The sequence below is a fragment of the Microbacterium sp. NPDC055312 genome, from assembly GCF_053645675.1.
Genome location: NZ_JBSHMU010000006.1, coordinates 1 through 13,512, shown reverse-complemented (window position 1 = coordinate 13,512; position 13,512 = coordinate 1). Strand labels below are relative to the sequence as shown.

Sequence of the window (13,512 nt, the reverse complement as noted above, 5' to 3'; positions counted from 1 at the left end):
GACGCGCACGAGAGCAGGAGGGCGCATGAGCACCAGGTCCGACATCCTCGACAGGGCCGCTGAGCTGCGCGCAGAACCCGACGTCATCGATCGGCTGCGCGCCGAGGAGGCGACCCGGGTCGTCGTCGTGCGCGAGCGTCGCCTCCGCGTCGCCGGCGGGGCCGTGGTGCGCGTCGGCGCCGATCAGGTGGGCGACGCCGACTGGGCGCTGCTGGGGCGGGATGCCGATGGAGCGGCCCTGCTGCTGGCATCCGTCCCGCCGCAGCGCGAGAGCATCGACGCGGCTCCGGAGGAGACGTGGCTGGGATTGCGCGAGGTCGGCGGTCTGCTCGAGCCCTTCGAGGCCGAGATCTTTGTGACCGCGGTCGCGGTGGCCGCGTGGCTGGTCGACGTGCGGCACTGCAGCCGCTGCGGCGGCGTGCTCGAGCTTCGCAGCGCCGGCTGGTCGCGGCACTGCCCCGCCTGCGGCGCGGATCACTTCCCGCGCACCGACCCCGCGGTGATCGTCGCGGTCGAGAGCCCGGACGGCGAGCGCCTGCTGCTGGGTGCCAACGCCGCGTGGCGCGGCACCATGTACTCGTGCTTCGCGGGCTTCGTCGAGGCGGGGGAGTCGATGGAGTCGACCGCGCACCGTGAACTCGCGGAAGAGGCCGGGGTGCGCCTGCGCGAGCTGCGCTACGTCTCGTCGCAGCCGTGGCCGTACCCGCGCTCGCTGATGGTCGGCTTCCGCGCCGTCGCCGCCGACGAGAGCGTGACGGCAGACGGCGAGGAGATCATCGATGTGCGCTGGCTGACGCGTGACGAGATCGGACGCGCGCTCGCCGGCGACGGCCCCGTCGGGCTGCCGAGCAGATCGTCGATCGCCCGTCGGCTCATCGAGGACTGGCACCGTGAGGGGTCTGCGTGAGCGCGCTGGACGCCCTCGACGACCGCCAGCGCGAGGCGGCCTCGGTGCTGCGCGGCCCGGTCGCCGTGCTCGCCGGAGCGGGAACGGGCAAGACGCGGGTCATCACGCACCGCATCGCGCACGGCGTCGACACCGGTGCCTACTCGCCGCAGCGCGTGATGGCGGTGACCTTCACGGCGAAGGCCGCCGGAGAGCTGCGCGGGCGCCTGCGCGCCCTCGGCGTCGGCGGGGTCTCCGCGCGCACGTTCCACGCTGCGGCCCTCAAGCAGCTGAACTTCTTCTGGCCCACCGTCGCGGGGGATTCAGCGCCCTCGCTGATCGACAACAAGGTCCGGATGCTCGGGCAGGCGGCCGACGCGATGCGGCTGCGCCCGAGTACGGCGACGCTGCGTGACATCGCCTCCGAGATCGAGTGGCGCAAGGTCTCGATGCTGTCGATCGAGCAGTACGCCGAGCAGCAGCGGCCGATCAGCGGCATCCGCCTCGAGCAGCTGCTCGAGCTGCAGCGCGCCTACGAGTCGCTCAAGGACGAACGGCGTCAGCTCGACTTCGAGGACGTGCTGCTCGCCTGCGCGGGGATGCTCGAGGCCGAGCCGCGGGTCGCCGCAGCCGTGCACGAGCAGTACCGGCATTTCACGGTCGACGAGTTCCAGGACGTGTCGCCCCTGCAGAACCGCCTGCTGGAGCTGTGGCTCGGCGACCGGCGCGATATCTGCGTGGTGGGCGACGCCAGCCAGACGATCTACTCGTTCGCCGGCGCGCAGCAGCGCTACCTGCTCGAGTTCGAGCGCCGGTTCGATGATGCGACCGTCGTGCGGCTCGAGACGAACTACCGCTCGCGGGGGCCGATCCTCGCCGCCGCGAACGCGCTGATGAAGGGGCGGCCCGGTGCGCTGGCTCTGGAACCCGCAGGCGCGCCCACGGGCGACGAGGAGCCGCCCACCGTGACGGCGTACGACAGCGAGACCGACGAGGCGGCGGGCATCGCCGACGCCGTCGTGCGTCGCATCGCCGGCGGCGCCGCAGCCTCCGACATCGCCGTGCTCTACCGCGCGCACGCCCAGTCGGCCGTGCTGCAGCAGGCGCTCGCCGCGCGCGGTGTCGCCACGAGTGTGCTCGGCGGCACGCGCTTCTTCGACATGCCCGAGGTCCGCCAGGCGGTGCTCGCGCTGCGGGGGGCCGCGGTCGCGCCGACGGATGCCGGTTTCCTGCCGACCGTGCGCGACGTGCTGCGCGGCCTCGGCCTCACCGACGAGCCGCCGCAGGCCGGCGGCGCGCAGCGGGACGGATGGGAGGCGCGCCGCGCCATCCTGCGCCTGGCCGAGGAGGCGCATCCCGGCACGACGCTGCGCGTCTTCGCCGACGAGCTGATGGCGCGGGCGAAGGATCAGCACGAGCCGACCCTGCAGACCGTCACCCTGTCGACCCTGCACGCGGCGAAGGGCCTCGAATGGCCGCACGTGCTGCTGGCCGGGTGGGCGGAGGGCTCGCTGCCGATCTCGTACGCGACGACGTTCGAGAACATCGACGAGGAGCGGCGTCTCGCCTACGTCGGCATCACGCGGGCCGCGCGAACGCTGGCGGTGTCGTGGTCGCGGTCAGCGGGGCGGGGGGAGCGGTCTGCGTCGCGCTTCCTGGCGGAGATCGGAACGACAGCTCGCGGCACGGGCATTCTGCGTGATGTCGCACCGACCGCCAGACGTGCCGCCCGTCAGGGCTGACCCGCACCGTCAGCCCTGCCGACGGCGTCGGCGTGCGCAGGATGCGCGCCGCGAGTGAGGCGGCGTGGGCGATCCGCGCCGAGCTCACCTGCGTGGTCGTGCCCACGAGCTGCGCATGCAGGCGCGGCCACGCCTCGTCCCGGTCGCGCTCATGCGCGTCGCGACACGACAGGCAGGGCGTGCGCCCCGGCACGACGAGGGGGCCGATCGCCGCGGCATCCTGCTCGAAGCCGATCGGAAGGTGCGGCAGATCGTCGCGCAGGTACGACGCGAGCTGCAGCGCGGCTGCGGCTCCGCCGACCATGACCACGGCCACCGCACCGGGCGAGCGCGGGTCGGCCTCGTCGAGGCCCTCGTCGATCAGAGACTGACGGAGCCGTTCCTGCCCTCGTCCGTCGGCGAGGTTGATGCCGTCGGCCCAGAACGGCGGCGCCGGCAGCGCATCCTCGACGAGCAGCGGACGCAGGGCCGCCAGCATCCGCCGCGCGTCGTGACGCGGTGCGCCGACGCCGTGCGCGATCACGTCGAAGGAGCTGATCCGGATGCCCGCGCGCAGCCGATTCAGCAGCGGCTCGACCCACGAGCCTGCGACGTCGAGGCGCACGACGTCCTCGAGGCCGAACTGGACGGTGTCCTCATCGCGCCAGAGCAGCGGATAGCGCGGGTCCAGACGGGTCAACGTCGTCGGCGTCATCGGGCTCATGCCCTGATTGTGTGCCGATGCGAGCCGTCTGCGGGGCCGAGAACGACGATCTGTGGACGGATCGGGCGCGTCGGCGACTGTGCAGGGTCACTCCCGCCGCGCCCGATCCCGCGCGACAGACGGGACGTCAGACGGGACGGTCGCCCTCGGGACGGTCATCCTCGGGGTCGCCTTCGGGGGAGTCCTTTCCGAAGTCCTCCCCGTCGAGCAGGCGCGCGAGGGCCTCGTCGAGCTCGTCCGCCACCGGGGCCTCCCCGCGCTGCAGGGCCTCCAGGCGCGCGATGAGCGCCGACGGGTCGTCGATGTCCGACGCGAGCGGCATGATGTCGGGGTAGTCCCACAGGGCATCCCGCGCGGCGATGCCGACGGCATCCGTCACCGACCGCCACATCGCCGACGCCTCGCGCAGGCGCCGGGGGCGCAGCTTCAGCCCGACGAGCGCGCCCAGGGCGTCTTCGGCCGGGCCGCCCACCGCGCGACGCCGGCGGGCAGCCTCCGCCAGCCGCGCGCCGTCGGGCAGGCGCGAGGTCGCCTCCTCGGTGACCACGTCGACCCAGCCGTCGATCGTGGCGATCAGGTTCTCGAGCCGGGCGAGCGCCTCGCGCTGCGCCTCGGTCTGCGCCGGAAGCAGCGCACCGCCCTCGATCGCCGCGCGCAGCTCTTCGGGGTTGGTCGGGTCGAGCCGGGATGCCAGATCGTCGAGCACCTCGACGTCGACCGTCACCCCGCGGGCGAAGTCGGTGATCTGCGAGAGCACGTGCAGGTGCAGCCACTTCGCGTGACGGTACAGCCGCGCGTAGGCGAGTTCGCGCACCGCCAGGTACAGCGCGATCTGGTCTTCCGGGATCTCGAGGCCCTCACCGAAATCGGCGATGTTCTGCGGGATGACGGCGGCCGTCCCGGCGGGGAGAACGGGGATGCCGACATCGCCTCCCGAGACCACCTCGAGCGAGAGCCGACCGAGCACCTGACCGAACTGAGCGGCGAACAGCGACGCGCCCAGGCCCCGCATCAGCTGCCCCGCCCCCTGCACCATGCTCTGCATCTCGGGCGGAACCTGCGTCTCGAGGGCGCCGGTGAGGGCATCGGCGATCGACGTCGACACGGGGTCGGCGATCTCCTTCCAGACCGGAAGGGTCTTCTCGACCCACTCGCCGCGGGTCATCGCCTGCGGCGCCGAGGCGAGCTCCGAGATCGTCGTCGCCTCGCCGAGCCACAGATTCGCCAGCCCGAAGGCATCCGCGAGCGATGCGCGCGAGCCGTCGGCGATGCCGAGACCGTCGCGGTTCGCGATGTGCAGCGCACTCTGCCGGGCGCTCTGCCACGGATCGCCGCCGAACATGCCCTGCAGCTGCGACATGAATCCCGACATCTGGGCCGGGTCGATCGACATCCCGCCCATTCCCGACAGGGCGTCGCGCAGCGCCTCCGGGTCGAGCTGCCCACCCGACATCATGCGCCGGAGCATCTCCTCGAAGTCGGACGGATCCCGATCGTCATCTGCCATGCGATAGCCCTCTCAGCATGCCCGTAGCGTGTGCGCTCTACGCTAGTCACACGATCCTGTGCTCGTACCCGATGCGCGCGGATCGCTGTACGCCGCTCGCGAACGCCCGGAGGTTCCGTGTCATCACGCCGCAGCAACGGCACGGTCACCGGCATCGTGGCGTTGAGCATCGCGCTGGTCGCGCTGGTCGCGCTCACCTTCGTGCCGACGCCGTACGTCATCCAGCGGCCGGGTCCGGTGTACGACACCCTCGGCACCGCTCGCAGCGCGGACGGTGACAAGGTGCCGCTGATCGAGATCGACGGCGCCAAGACCTACCCCACCGGCGGAACGCTCGACCTCACGACGGTGCAGGTGATCGGCAACCGCGAGCGCACACCCACGTGGTTCGAGCTCGCCATGGCGTGGACCGACCCGACGCGCGCGGTGGTGCCGATCGACACGGTCTTCCCGCAGGGCGTGAGCTCGAACGAGCGCGACGAGCAGAACGCCGCCCTGATGGTCGACTCGCAGCACGAGGCCACCGCGGCGGCGCTCACCGAGCTCGGCTACGACGTCGGTGCGAAGGTGCGTGTCGTCGAGGCCGTGGCCGACAGCCCGGCGGACGGGAAGCTGCGCGCCGACGACCTGGTGCTGGCGCTCGACGGCCATGCGATCGATTCGGCCACCGGACTGCGGGATGCCATCCAGCAGGCACAGGGAGCAGAGGTCACCCTCACGATCCAGCGCGACGGCAAGGAGAAGACCGTCGCGGTCACCCCCGAGAAGTCCACCGACGCCGGCGGCAAGGACGTGTGGCTGATCGGGATCTCCCTCACCACCGACTACGACTTCCCCGTCGACGTGCGGCTGCAGCTCGACAACGTGGGCGGCCCCAGCGCCGGCATGATGTTCGCCCTGGGGATCATCGACACGCTCACCCCCGGCGAGCTCAACGGCGGCGAGGACGTCGCCGGCACCGGCACCATCGACGCCGCGGGCACCGTCGGGCCGATCGGCGGCATCCGCCAGAAGCTGTACGGGGCGCGGGATGCCGGTGCGACCGTCTTCCTCGCGCCGGAGGGCAACTGCGACGAGGTCGTCGGCCACATCCCCGACGGACTGAAGGTGTTCCGCACCGGCACCCTGGAGGAGTCGCTCGACATCCTCGAGGTGGTCGCCGAAGGCGGCGACACGTCGACGCTTCCCGTCTGCACCGCGAAGGGTTCCTGAGCCGCATCCGGGGCCGCGTCATAGGTGGCCTGCCTAGGATGGAACGGTGACCTCGACCTCAGCGCCGCAGCCGGCCACGCCCAGCACATCACGACGGATACTCGCGATCTCGGTGGCGATCATCGCTGCCATCATCGCGGCGTTCTTCGTGTTCTCCTCGCTCTACACCGAGTTCCTCTGGTTCGACCAGCTCGACTTCGCGTCGGTGCTGACCACCCAGTGGATCGCCACCGCCACGATGTTCGCGGTGGGCTTCCTCGGCATGGCGCTGCCGATCTTCCTGTGCATCCAGCTGGCGTACCGGCTGCGCCCCGTCTACGTGCGGCTCAGCTCGCAGCTCGACCGCTACCAGGAGGTCATCGAGCCGCTGCGCCGCCTCGCGATGTGGGGCATGCCGGTGTTCTTCGGCGTGTTCGCCGGCTTCGCCGCCGCGGGCAACTGGAAGACCGTGTGGCTGTGGGCGAACGGCGTGACCACCGACACGCTCGACCCGCAGTTCGGCGTCGACACCGGCTTCTACCTGTTCGCGATGCCGTTCTACTCCGCTCTGCTGGCCTTCGCATCCGCCGTGCTGCTGCTCTGCCTCGTGATCACCGCTCTCGTGTCGTACCTCTACGGTTCGGTGCGCATCGGGCAGCGTGAGCTGCGCATCTCGAAGCCGGCGCGCATCCAGCTGGCCGTGCTCGCCGGGCTCTATCTCGCCGTGCAGGCGGTGAGCCTCTGGCTCGACCGCTATCTCACGCTCGTGCAGCCCGAGGGGCGCATCACGGGCGCCGCGTACACCGGTGTCAACGCGACCATCCCGGGGCTGGCGATCCTGTCGATCATCGCGGCGGTCGTCGCGGTGCTCTTCCTCGTGACGGCCGTGATCGGCCGCTGGCGTTTCCCGCTGGCCGCCACCGCGCTGTTCGTGGTCGCGTCGCTGGTCGTCGGCATGGGCTACCCGTGGGTCGTTACCACCTTCCAGGTGAAGCCGAACGAGAACGCCTACCAGGCCGAGTTCTACGACCGCAGCATCGAGAGCACGAAGGAGGCGTACGGCGTCGCCGACATGGAGGTCACTCCGTTCGCCGCGACGACCGACACCGAGCCGGGGCAGCTGCGCGAGGACGCCGACACCACGGCATCCGTGCGCATCATGGACCCGGCCATCATCAGCCCGACCGTGCGTCAGCTGCAGCAGTACCGCTCGTACTACCAGTTCGCTCCCGAGCTCGACGTCGACCGCTACGAGATCGACGGCAAGTCGCAGGACACCGTCGTCTCGGTGCGCGACCTCGACCTGACCAAGCTCGGCGGCGGCGACAGCTGGAACAACCGCGCCGCGGTGTACACGCACGGCTACGGCCTCGTCGCGCTCGCCGGCAACCAGCGCACCAGCGACGGCGAGCCGGTGTTCCTCGAGCAGGGCATCCCCACCTCCGGCTTCCTCAGCGACACCGAGAAGTTCGAGCCGCGGGTGTACTTCGGCGAGTCCTCGCCGGAGTACTCGATCGTCGGCGCGCCCAAGAGCACCGACCCCGTCGAGATCGACTACCCGCGCGGCCAGGACGGCGCGAGCGACACGAAGACGACCTTCACCGGCGACGGCGGCCCGCGCATCGGAAACACGTTCGTGAAGCTGCTGTACGCGATGAAGTTCCAGTCCGAGCAGATCCTGTTCTCGAACCTGGTGAACTCCGAGTCGCAGATCCTCTACGACCGCGACCCGAAGAAGCGCGTCGAGAAGGTCGCGCCCTACCTGACCCTCGACAACGACCCGTACCCGAGCGTCGTCGACGGTCGCATCGTCTGGATCGTCGACGGCTTCACCACCAGCGCCAGCTACCCGTACTCGAAGACGGTGAGCCTGCGCGATGCCATCGCGGACTCCCGCACCCCGGCATCCGTCGTCTCGTTCGACAACATCAACTACATCCGCAACTCGGTCAAGGCGACGGTCGACGCGTACGACGGCTCGGTGAAGCTGTACGCGTGGGACGACGAGGACCCGATCCTCAAGGCGTGGCAGAAGGTGTACCCGTCGACCGTCGAGCCGATCAGCGAGATGTCGGGCGAGCTGATGAGCCACGTGCGCTACCCGACCGACCTGTTCAAGGTGCAGCGCGACGTGCTCGGGGTGTACCACATCGACGACGCGCGCTCCTTCGCGCAGGAGGACAACCGCTGGCAGACGCCGGACGACCCGCGCGCCAAGGACCGCCTGCAGCCGCCGTACTACCTGTCGATGAAGATGCCGGGTCAGGACGAGCCGCGCTTCTCGATGTTCTCGACGTTCATCCCCGCCGCGCAGCAGGGTGAGAGCCGTGAGGTGCTGATGGGCTACCTCGCCGTCGATTCGGATGCCGGAAACAAGAAGGGCGAGAAATCCGAAAACTACGGCAAGCTGCGCCTGCTGGAGATCGACACCAACACCACGGTTCCCGGCCCGGGGCAGGTGCAGAACACCTTCGACTCCGACACCGAGATCGCCAACAAGCTGAACGTGCTGACGCTCGGCAAGTCCGACGTGAAGTACGGCAACCTGCTCACCCTTCCCGTCGGCGGCGGACTGCTGTACGTGCAGCCGGTGTTCGTGCAGTCGTCCGAGGGGACGAAGCTGCCGAACCTGCGCAAGGTGCTCGTCGCGTTCGGTGATCGGGTGGCCTTCGAGGACACGCTGACCGAAGCGCTCGACGTTCTCTTCGGCGGCAACGCCGGGGCGTCGGGCGGCGATGACAATGTCGAGCCCACCCCCGACACTCCTGCGGACCCGAATGCCCCGACCGAGCCCGACACGGGCAGCACTCCGCCCACCGGCGAGACGTTGACCGCGCTGGAGGAGGCGCGTGCCGCGCTGTCGGCGCGCGAAGCAGCGCTGAAGTCCGGTGACCTCGAGAAGTTCGCCGCCGAGGACAAGAAGCTCACCGCCGCCATCGAGAAGCTGCTCGCTCTCGAAGACGAGGCCGCGAAGAAGTAGAGCCGAACGCAGAAGGAGGGCATCCCGTCGGGGTGCCCTCCTTCTGCGTTCCCGCCCTCTGGCGCCGGGACGATTCCGCACGCACAATGGGAGCATTCGGATTCTCTTCGAGGAGGGCGATCGCGATGCGAGCAGCAGCAGGTTCGAGGATCGTGATCCACGGCGCGCACGTCGACAGTGCGGAGCGTCGCGGTGAGGTGCTCGAGGCGCGGGGAGAAGACGGCGGACCGCCGTACCTGGTGCGCTTCGACGATGGCGGCGAGTCGCTGATCTTTCCCGGCCCGGATTGCGAGCTCGAGCACGCGCCTCAAGGCCCAGACGCGCCGTGACACACCCGGGGCGCACCCATCGATTGGCCCTCTCTCTGAAGCCGTGTTAGGCTTTCTGATGTGCCGCGGGGTGGAGCAGTTCGGTAGCTCGCCGGGCTCATAACCCGGAGGTCGTAGGTTCAAATCCTGCCCCCGCAACAAGAAGAAGGCCCGGTCCGCAAGGATCGGGCCTTCTGCATGTCGGCCCTTGTCCGCGCGCAGCGGACAGGCTAGCCTCCGAGAAGTGGGACGTCTGTCCCACTCTTGACATGAGCACGCGGACGATGCGGTCCGCCGGAGAGCGACATGCCCGACGAGATCAGCCTTCCCGTCCGCCGCGACATCGCCGAGGGGTTCACGCCCCGGCTGGGCATCCCGCCGCTGCGCAGCGACGGACCGCGACTGCGCGACGCCCACGGGCGTCACCGTGTGCTGCACGGCATCAACCTCGTCGCGAAGGGCGGCAGCAGCGAACACGGCCACTTCGTCGAGCGGGGGTTCACCGGCAGCTGGACAGCCGAGGACATCGCGGATCTCGCGGCGCGCGGATTCACCCTCGTGCGGCTCGGCGTGATCTGGGCGGCCGTCGAGCCGCGCCCGGGGCAGTACGACGACGGCTACCTCGACTGGATCGCCGAGCAGCTCGATCTGATCCACGAGGCGGGGATGCTCGCGGTGCTCGACGCGCATCAGGATCTCTACTCGCAGCTCTTCAGCGACGGCGCGCCGCACTGGGCCACGCTCACCGACCAGCCGTTCGAGCCGACCGAGCTGTGGAGCGACGCGTATCTGACGAGTGGCGCCGTGCACGAGGCTCTTGATGCGTTCTGGCGCAACGACCCGGGGCCGGGCGGCGTCGGGCTGCAGGAGCGCTTCGCAGCCATGTGGGCGCACGTGGCCGCATGCCTGGGAGCGCATCCCGCCGTCGCCGGGTACGACCTGCTCAACGAGCCGGCGCCGGGCAGCGCCGCCCCCGAGATCTTCGGCGCGGTCATCGGCGCCTTCGCGCAGGCGACAGGCCAGCATCTCGAGCAGCTGCTGGCCGATTTCGCCGACCCGGAGGCGAAGCTGCGCCAGCTCGCACGACTCGATGACGAGGCGGTGCACCGCGCGATCGGCGATGCCGTGCATCCGCTCGTCGCCGAATTCGAGCAGCAGAGCGTCGCGCCGCTCATGGCGCGCGTCACCCGAGCCGTGCGTGCCGTCGACCCGCACACACTGATCCTGCGCGAGCACGGCTACTTCGCCAACCTGGGCATCCCGTCGGGGCAGCCGCCGCTCGATGATCCGGGAGAGGTGTACTCGCCGCACGGGTACGACCTCACCGTCGACACCCCGGCGATCTCCCTGTCGAGCGACACCCGAGCGGCGACCATCTTCGCCCGGCACGCCGAGACCGCCGAACGGCTCGGGGTGCCCGTGATCGTCGGCGAATGGGGAGCGCTCGATCTGGGCACCGGCGTGGCGGGGCATGCCACCGCCCTGCAGGATCTGTTCGACCGGCGCGGCTGGTCGTGGACGTACTGGTGCTGGCAGGAGGGATTCGCGGGCTCCGAGGCGGCCCGGGCCCTGACCCGGCCGCGTCCGGTCGCGTTCGCCGGCGACGGGCTGCGCTGGCGGGTCGACGGTGGGGCGCTGCACGCCCGGTGGCAGGGCGCCGACACCGGTGCACCCTCGGTGTTCTTCGCGCCGGACGGAGAGCCGCGGGCGACGCGCGACGGGCATCCGGTGCGTGCCGAGCGCGATGGCGCCTGGATCACGGTGCCCGCGGGGACGGGCGAGTACGAGCTGACGGTGGGGTAGCGCGATGGCCCTCACCTTCCGCCAGAAGGCGCTGCTGTCGACGCCCCTGCCGGCGACGTGGATGTCGAACGTGGTCATCCACAACGTGTACGTGAAGTTCTACACCGACGTCATCGGCCTCGATCCCGCCTACGTCGGCTGGGTCTACCTGGCCTTCAACATCTGGAACGTCATCAACGACCCGGTCTTCGGGGTCATCCTCGACAAGATGCGCTACAAGCCGGGGCGCGGCAAGTTCCTGCGGGTGATGCGCACGACGGTGCCGTTCATGCTGCTCGGTCTCGTCGCCATGGCGTGGAGCGACCCGTCGTGGTCGCAGGCGACCCTGCTCTGGGTGTTCCTCATCGAGCTGTTCCTGTTCGACGTCGCGTCGACGTTCTACCTCATCGCCACCACGAGCTACGTCTATCTCGCGGCTCCCACGCGCGAGGACCGCATCGACATCGAGGTGGGCAAGACCTGGATCGGCAACGTCACCTCCGCGTTCGCCACGATCGTCGCGACCCAGCTGCTGGTCGGCGACACGGTCACCGAGCACACCACGATGGCCACGATCCTGATGGGCGTGGTCGCCCTGAACGCCCTGCTCTACCTCATTCCGGTGCTGCGGCTGAAGGATCCGCCCGAGCTGTACGAGCGGGGCGACGCGGGGGAGCAGATCGTCACCTGGCGTCAGCTCGTCGCCGACGCCCGCTCGATCCTGGGCATGCGAGCGTTCTGGGCGTGGTTCGCGTGGGGCACGACGGCGCTCGCGCCGATGGGGATGTACTTCACCGCCTTCCTGTACTTCATGGATCACGTGATCCGCAGCTCGGGCACCGAGGCGACCATCACCGACGTGGGGTCCATGGCCGTGGTGCTTCTGCTGCTGCCGCTGTTCGCCCGCGCGATCAAGCGCATCGGCAGCCGGACGAGCCTGTTCATCGGCCTGGTGCCCTACGTGCTGGGGCTGGCGGCCCTGTTCTTCGCCACGCAGTGGTGGCATGCGCTGCTGTGCTACATCGTGCTGATGAGCGGGCGGCACATCATGATGACCGCCGGGGCTCCGCTGGAGGCCGCGCTGGTCGATGAGAACGAACGGGCCACGGGCACACGCAAGACCGGTTCGTTCGCCGCACTGCGCGCCCTGATCTCGGCGCCCCTGAGCGGCAGTCAGACCGCGCTGTTCCTCTGGCTGATCAGCGCGTTCGGCTACGACCAGGGCGCGGCCGTGCAGTCCGAGAGTGCGCAGCTGGGCATCCGGATCGCGACGGCGCTCGTGCCGATCGCCTTCGCGCTGGTCGGCGCCGTCGCGCTGCTCTTCCTGCCGTACACGCGAAAGGTCGAAGCCGAGCTCAGTGCGTTCTCGCGCGAGCGCCGCGGCGCGCGCACGGCTTTCTCCGCACCCGAGACGCGCGCGCTCGCCCCGCGGGAGTGAGGGAGGATGGCAGCATGACCGCAGCCGCTCCTCTCGTCGCCGTGTGCCAGTTCGCTCCGGATGCCGAACCCGAGCGCAACCGGGAGCGGATCGCCGTGCTCGTCGCCACCGCGGCGGAACGCGGTGCGGATGTCGTCGTGCTGCCGGAGTACTCGAACTACTTCACGCCCGAGATGGACGACGCCCTCGCACGCAACGCCGAGCGTCTCGACGGCGTGTTCGTCGAGACGCTGCGCGCGCTCGCCGCCGCGCACGGCGTCGTGGTCGTCGCCGGGATGGTCGAGAACGCCGACGCCGGCCGGGTGCACAACACCGTCGTCGCCGTGACGGATGCCGGTGTGCAGGCGACCTATCGCAAGCAGCACCTGTACGACGCGTTCGGGCATCGGGAGTCGGACTGGATCGAGCCGGGCGAGCTCGGTGACGCGGCCGTGTTCGACGCGGCCGGCCTGCGGTTCGGGCTGATGACCTGCTACGACCTGCGGTTCCCCGAGGTGGCGAGGACGCTCGTGGATGCCGGGGCCGATGCCCTGATCGTCCCGGCCGAATGGGTGCGCGGCCCGCTCAAGGAGCACCACTGGAACACGCTGCTCGCAGCTCGCGCGATCGAGAACACGGCGTACGTGATCGCTGCCGACCATCCGGCGCCGATCGGCGTCGGCTTCTCGCAGGTGATCGACCCGCAGGGCGTGGTCGTCGCCGGCGTCAGCGCAGGGCAGGGCGTGGCCGTGGCATCCCTCGACCCCGGCCTGATCGCCCGCACCCGCGAGGCGAACCCGTCACTGCGGCTGCGCCGCTACCGCGTCGTACCCCGCTGACCCCCTCCCCGCGCACGCGAACCGCGCCCGCCCCCGCGCCCGCACCCTCCCGTCCGCGCACGAACCGGGCCGCCCGCCCTCCCGATCGCGTACGAAACGGGGGCCGACACTCCAGATGTCGGACCGATCCGCGTGAAGCGTCCGACATCTGGAGTGT

General features: G+C 70.3%; 9 protein-coding genes and 1 tRNA gene. 9 read left to right on the top strand and 1 reads right to left on the bottom strand.

The window, feature by feature from the left end; translation table 11 throughout:
• Nucleotides 1-25: 25 nt before the first annotated feature.
• Together nudC and ACWIDW_RS12850 are read left to right on the top strand one after the other, a co-directional pair.
• Entirely contained in the window at nt 26-907 is an 882-nt protein-coding gene (gene nudC, locus ACWIDW_RS12855) for an NAD(+) diphosphatase (protein WP_454125714.1), read from the top strand.
• Nucleotides 904-2,628, top strand: coding sequence for an ATP-dependent helicase (locus ACWIDW_RS12850; protein WP_454125713.1), 1,725 nt, complete (start codon nt 904-906; stop codon nt 2,626-2,628). The genes nudC and ACWIDW_RS12850 overlap by 4 nt, the downstream gene beginning before the upstream one ends.
• Before the next feature lie 830 nt (nt 2,629-3,458).
• Here the strand turns inward: ACWIDW_RS12850 and ACWIDW_RS12845 are convergent.
• Nucleotides 3,459-4,838 carry a zinc-dependent metalloprotease gene (locus ACWIDW_RS12845; protein ID WP_454125712.1) on the bottom strand — a complete coding sequence of 460 codons (1,380 nt, stop codon included), beginning with the start codon at nt 4,836-4,838 and terminating at the stop codon, nt 3,459-3,461.
• A gap of 117 nt (nt 4,839-4,955) precedes the next feature.
• On the opposite strand from ACWIDW_RS12845, the gene ACWIDW_RS12840 reads away from it, so the two are divergent.
• The 7 genes from ACWIDW_RS12840 (at nt 4,956) to ACWIDW_RS12810 (ending at nt 13,355) form a co-directional block, all read left to right on the top strand.
• Nucleotides 4,956-6,050 (top strand): YlbL family protein, encoded by a 1,095-nt coding sequence (locus ACWIDW_RS12840; protein WP_454125711.1) that lies wholly within the window; start codon nt 4,956-4,958, stop codon nt 6,048-6,050.
• A gap of 46 nt (nt 6,051-6,096) precedes the next feature.
• Nucleotides 6,097-9,009: a UPF0182 family membrane protein gene (locus ACWIDW_RS12835; RefSeq protein WP_454125710.1), complete on the top strand. Its 2,913-nt coding sequence runs from the start codon at nt 6,097-6,099 to the stop codon at nt 9,007-9,009.
• Between the two features lie 125 nt (nt 9,010-9,134).
• On the top strand, nt 9,135-9,338 hold the full coding sequence (locus ACWIDW_RS12830; protein WP_313356358.1) for a DUF1918 domain-containing protein: 204 nt from the start codon (nt 9,135-9,137) through the stop codon (nt 9,336-9,338).
• A gap of 64 nt (nt 9,339-9,402) precedes the next feature.
• Nucleotides 9,403-9,476, top strand: a tRNA-Met gene (locus tag ACWIDW_RS12825).
• 147 nt (nt 9,477-9,623) lie between these two features.
• Nucleotides 9,624-11,120, top strand: a complete 1,497-nt coding sequence (locus tag ACWIDW_RS12820) for a glycoside hydrolase family 5 protein (RefSeq protein ID WP_454125709.1) — start codon at nt 9,624-9,626, stop codon at nt 11,118-11,120.
• 4 nt (nt 11,121-11,124) lie between these two features.
• Complete coding sequence (locus ACWIDW_RS12815; RefSeq protein WP_454125708.1) at nt 11,125-12,537, top strand: MFS transporter; 1,413 nt, start codon at nt 11,125-11,127, stop codon at nt 12,535-12,537.
• A gap of 14 nt (nt 12,538-12,551) precedes the next feature.
• A complete protein-coding gene (locus tag ACWIDW_RS12810) occupies nt 12,552-13,355 on the top strand; it encodes a carbon-nitrogen hydrolase family protein (RefSeq protein ID WP_454125707.1) in 804 nt (267 codons plus the stop codon).
• The last annotated feature ends 157 nt before the right edge of the window (nt 13,356-13,512 follow it).

What these genes read in the sequence shown, in the direction of transcription:
- ACWIDW_RS12820 (WP_454125709.1), top strand. Translation starts at nt 9,624, where the DNA reads ATGCCCGACGAGATCAGCCTTCCCGTCCGCCGCGACATCGCCGAGGGG.
- nudC (WP_454125714.1), top strand. Translation starts at nt 26, where the DNA reads ATGAGCACCAGGTCCGACATCCTCGACAGGGCCGCTGAGCTGCGCGCA.
- ACWIDW_RS12810 (WP_454125707.1), top strand. Translation starts at nt 12,552, where the DNA reads ATGACCGCAGCCGCTCCTCTCGTCGCCGTGTGCCAGTTCGCTCCGGAT.
- ACWIDW_RS12815 (WP_454125708.1), top strand. Translation starts at nt 11,125, where the DNA reads ATGGCCCTCACCTTCCGCCAGAAGGCGCTGCTGTCGACGCCCCTGCCG.
- ACWIDW_RS12830 (WP_313356358.1), top strand. Translation starts at nt 9,135, where the DNA reads ATGCGAGCAGCAGCAGGTTCGAGGATCGTGATCCACGGCGCGCACGTC.
- ACWIDW_RS12845 (WP_454125712.1), bottom strand. Translation starts at nt 4,838, where the DNA reads ATGGCAGATGACGATCGGGATCCGTCCGACTTCGAGGAGATGCTCCGG.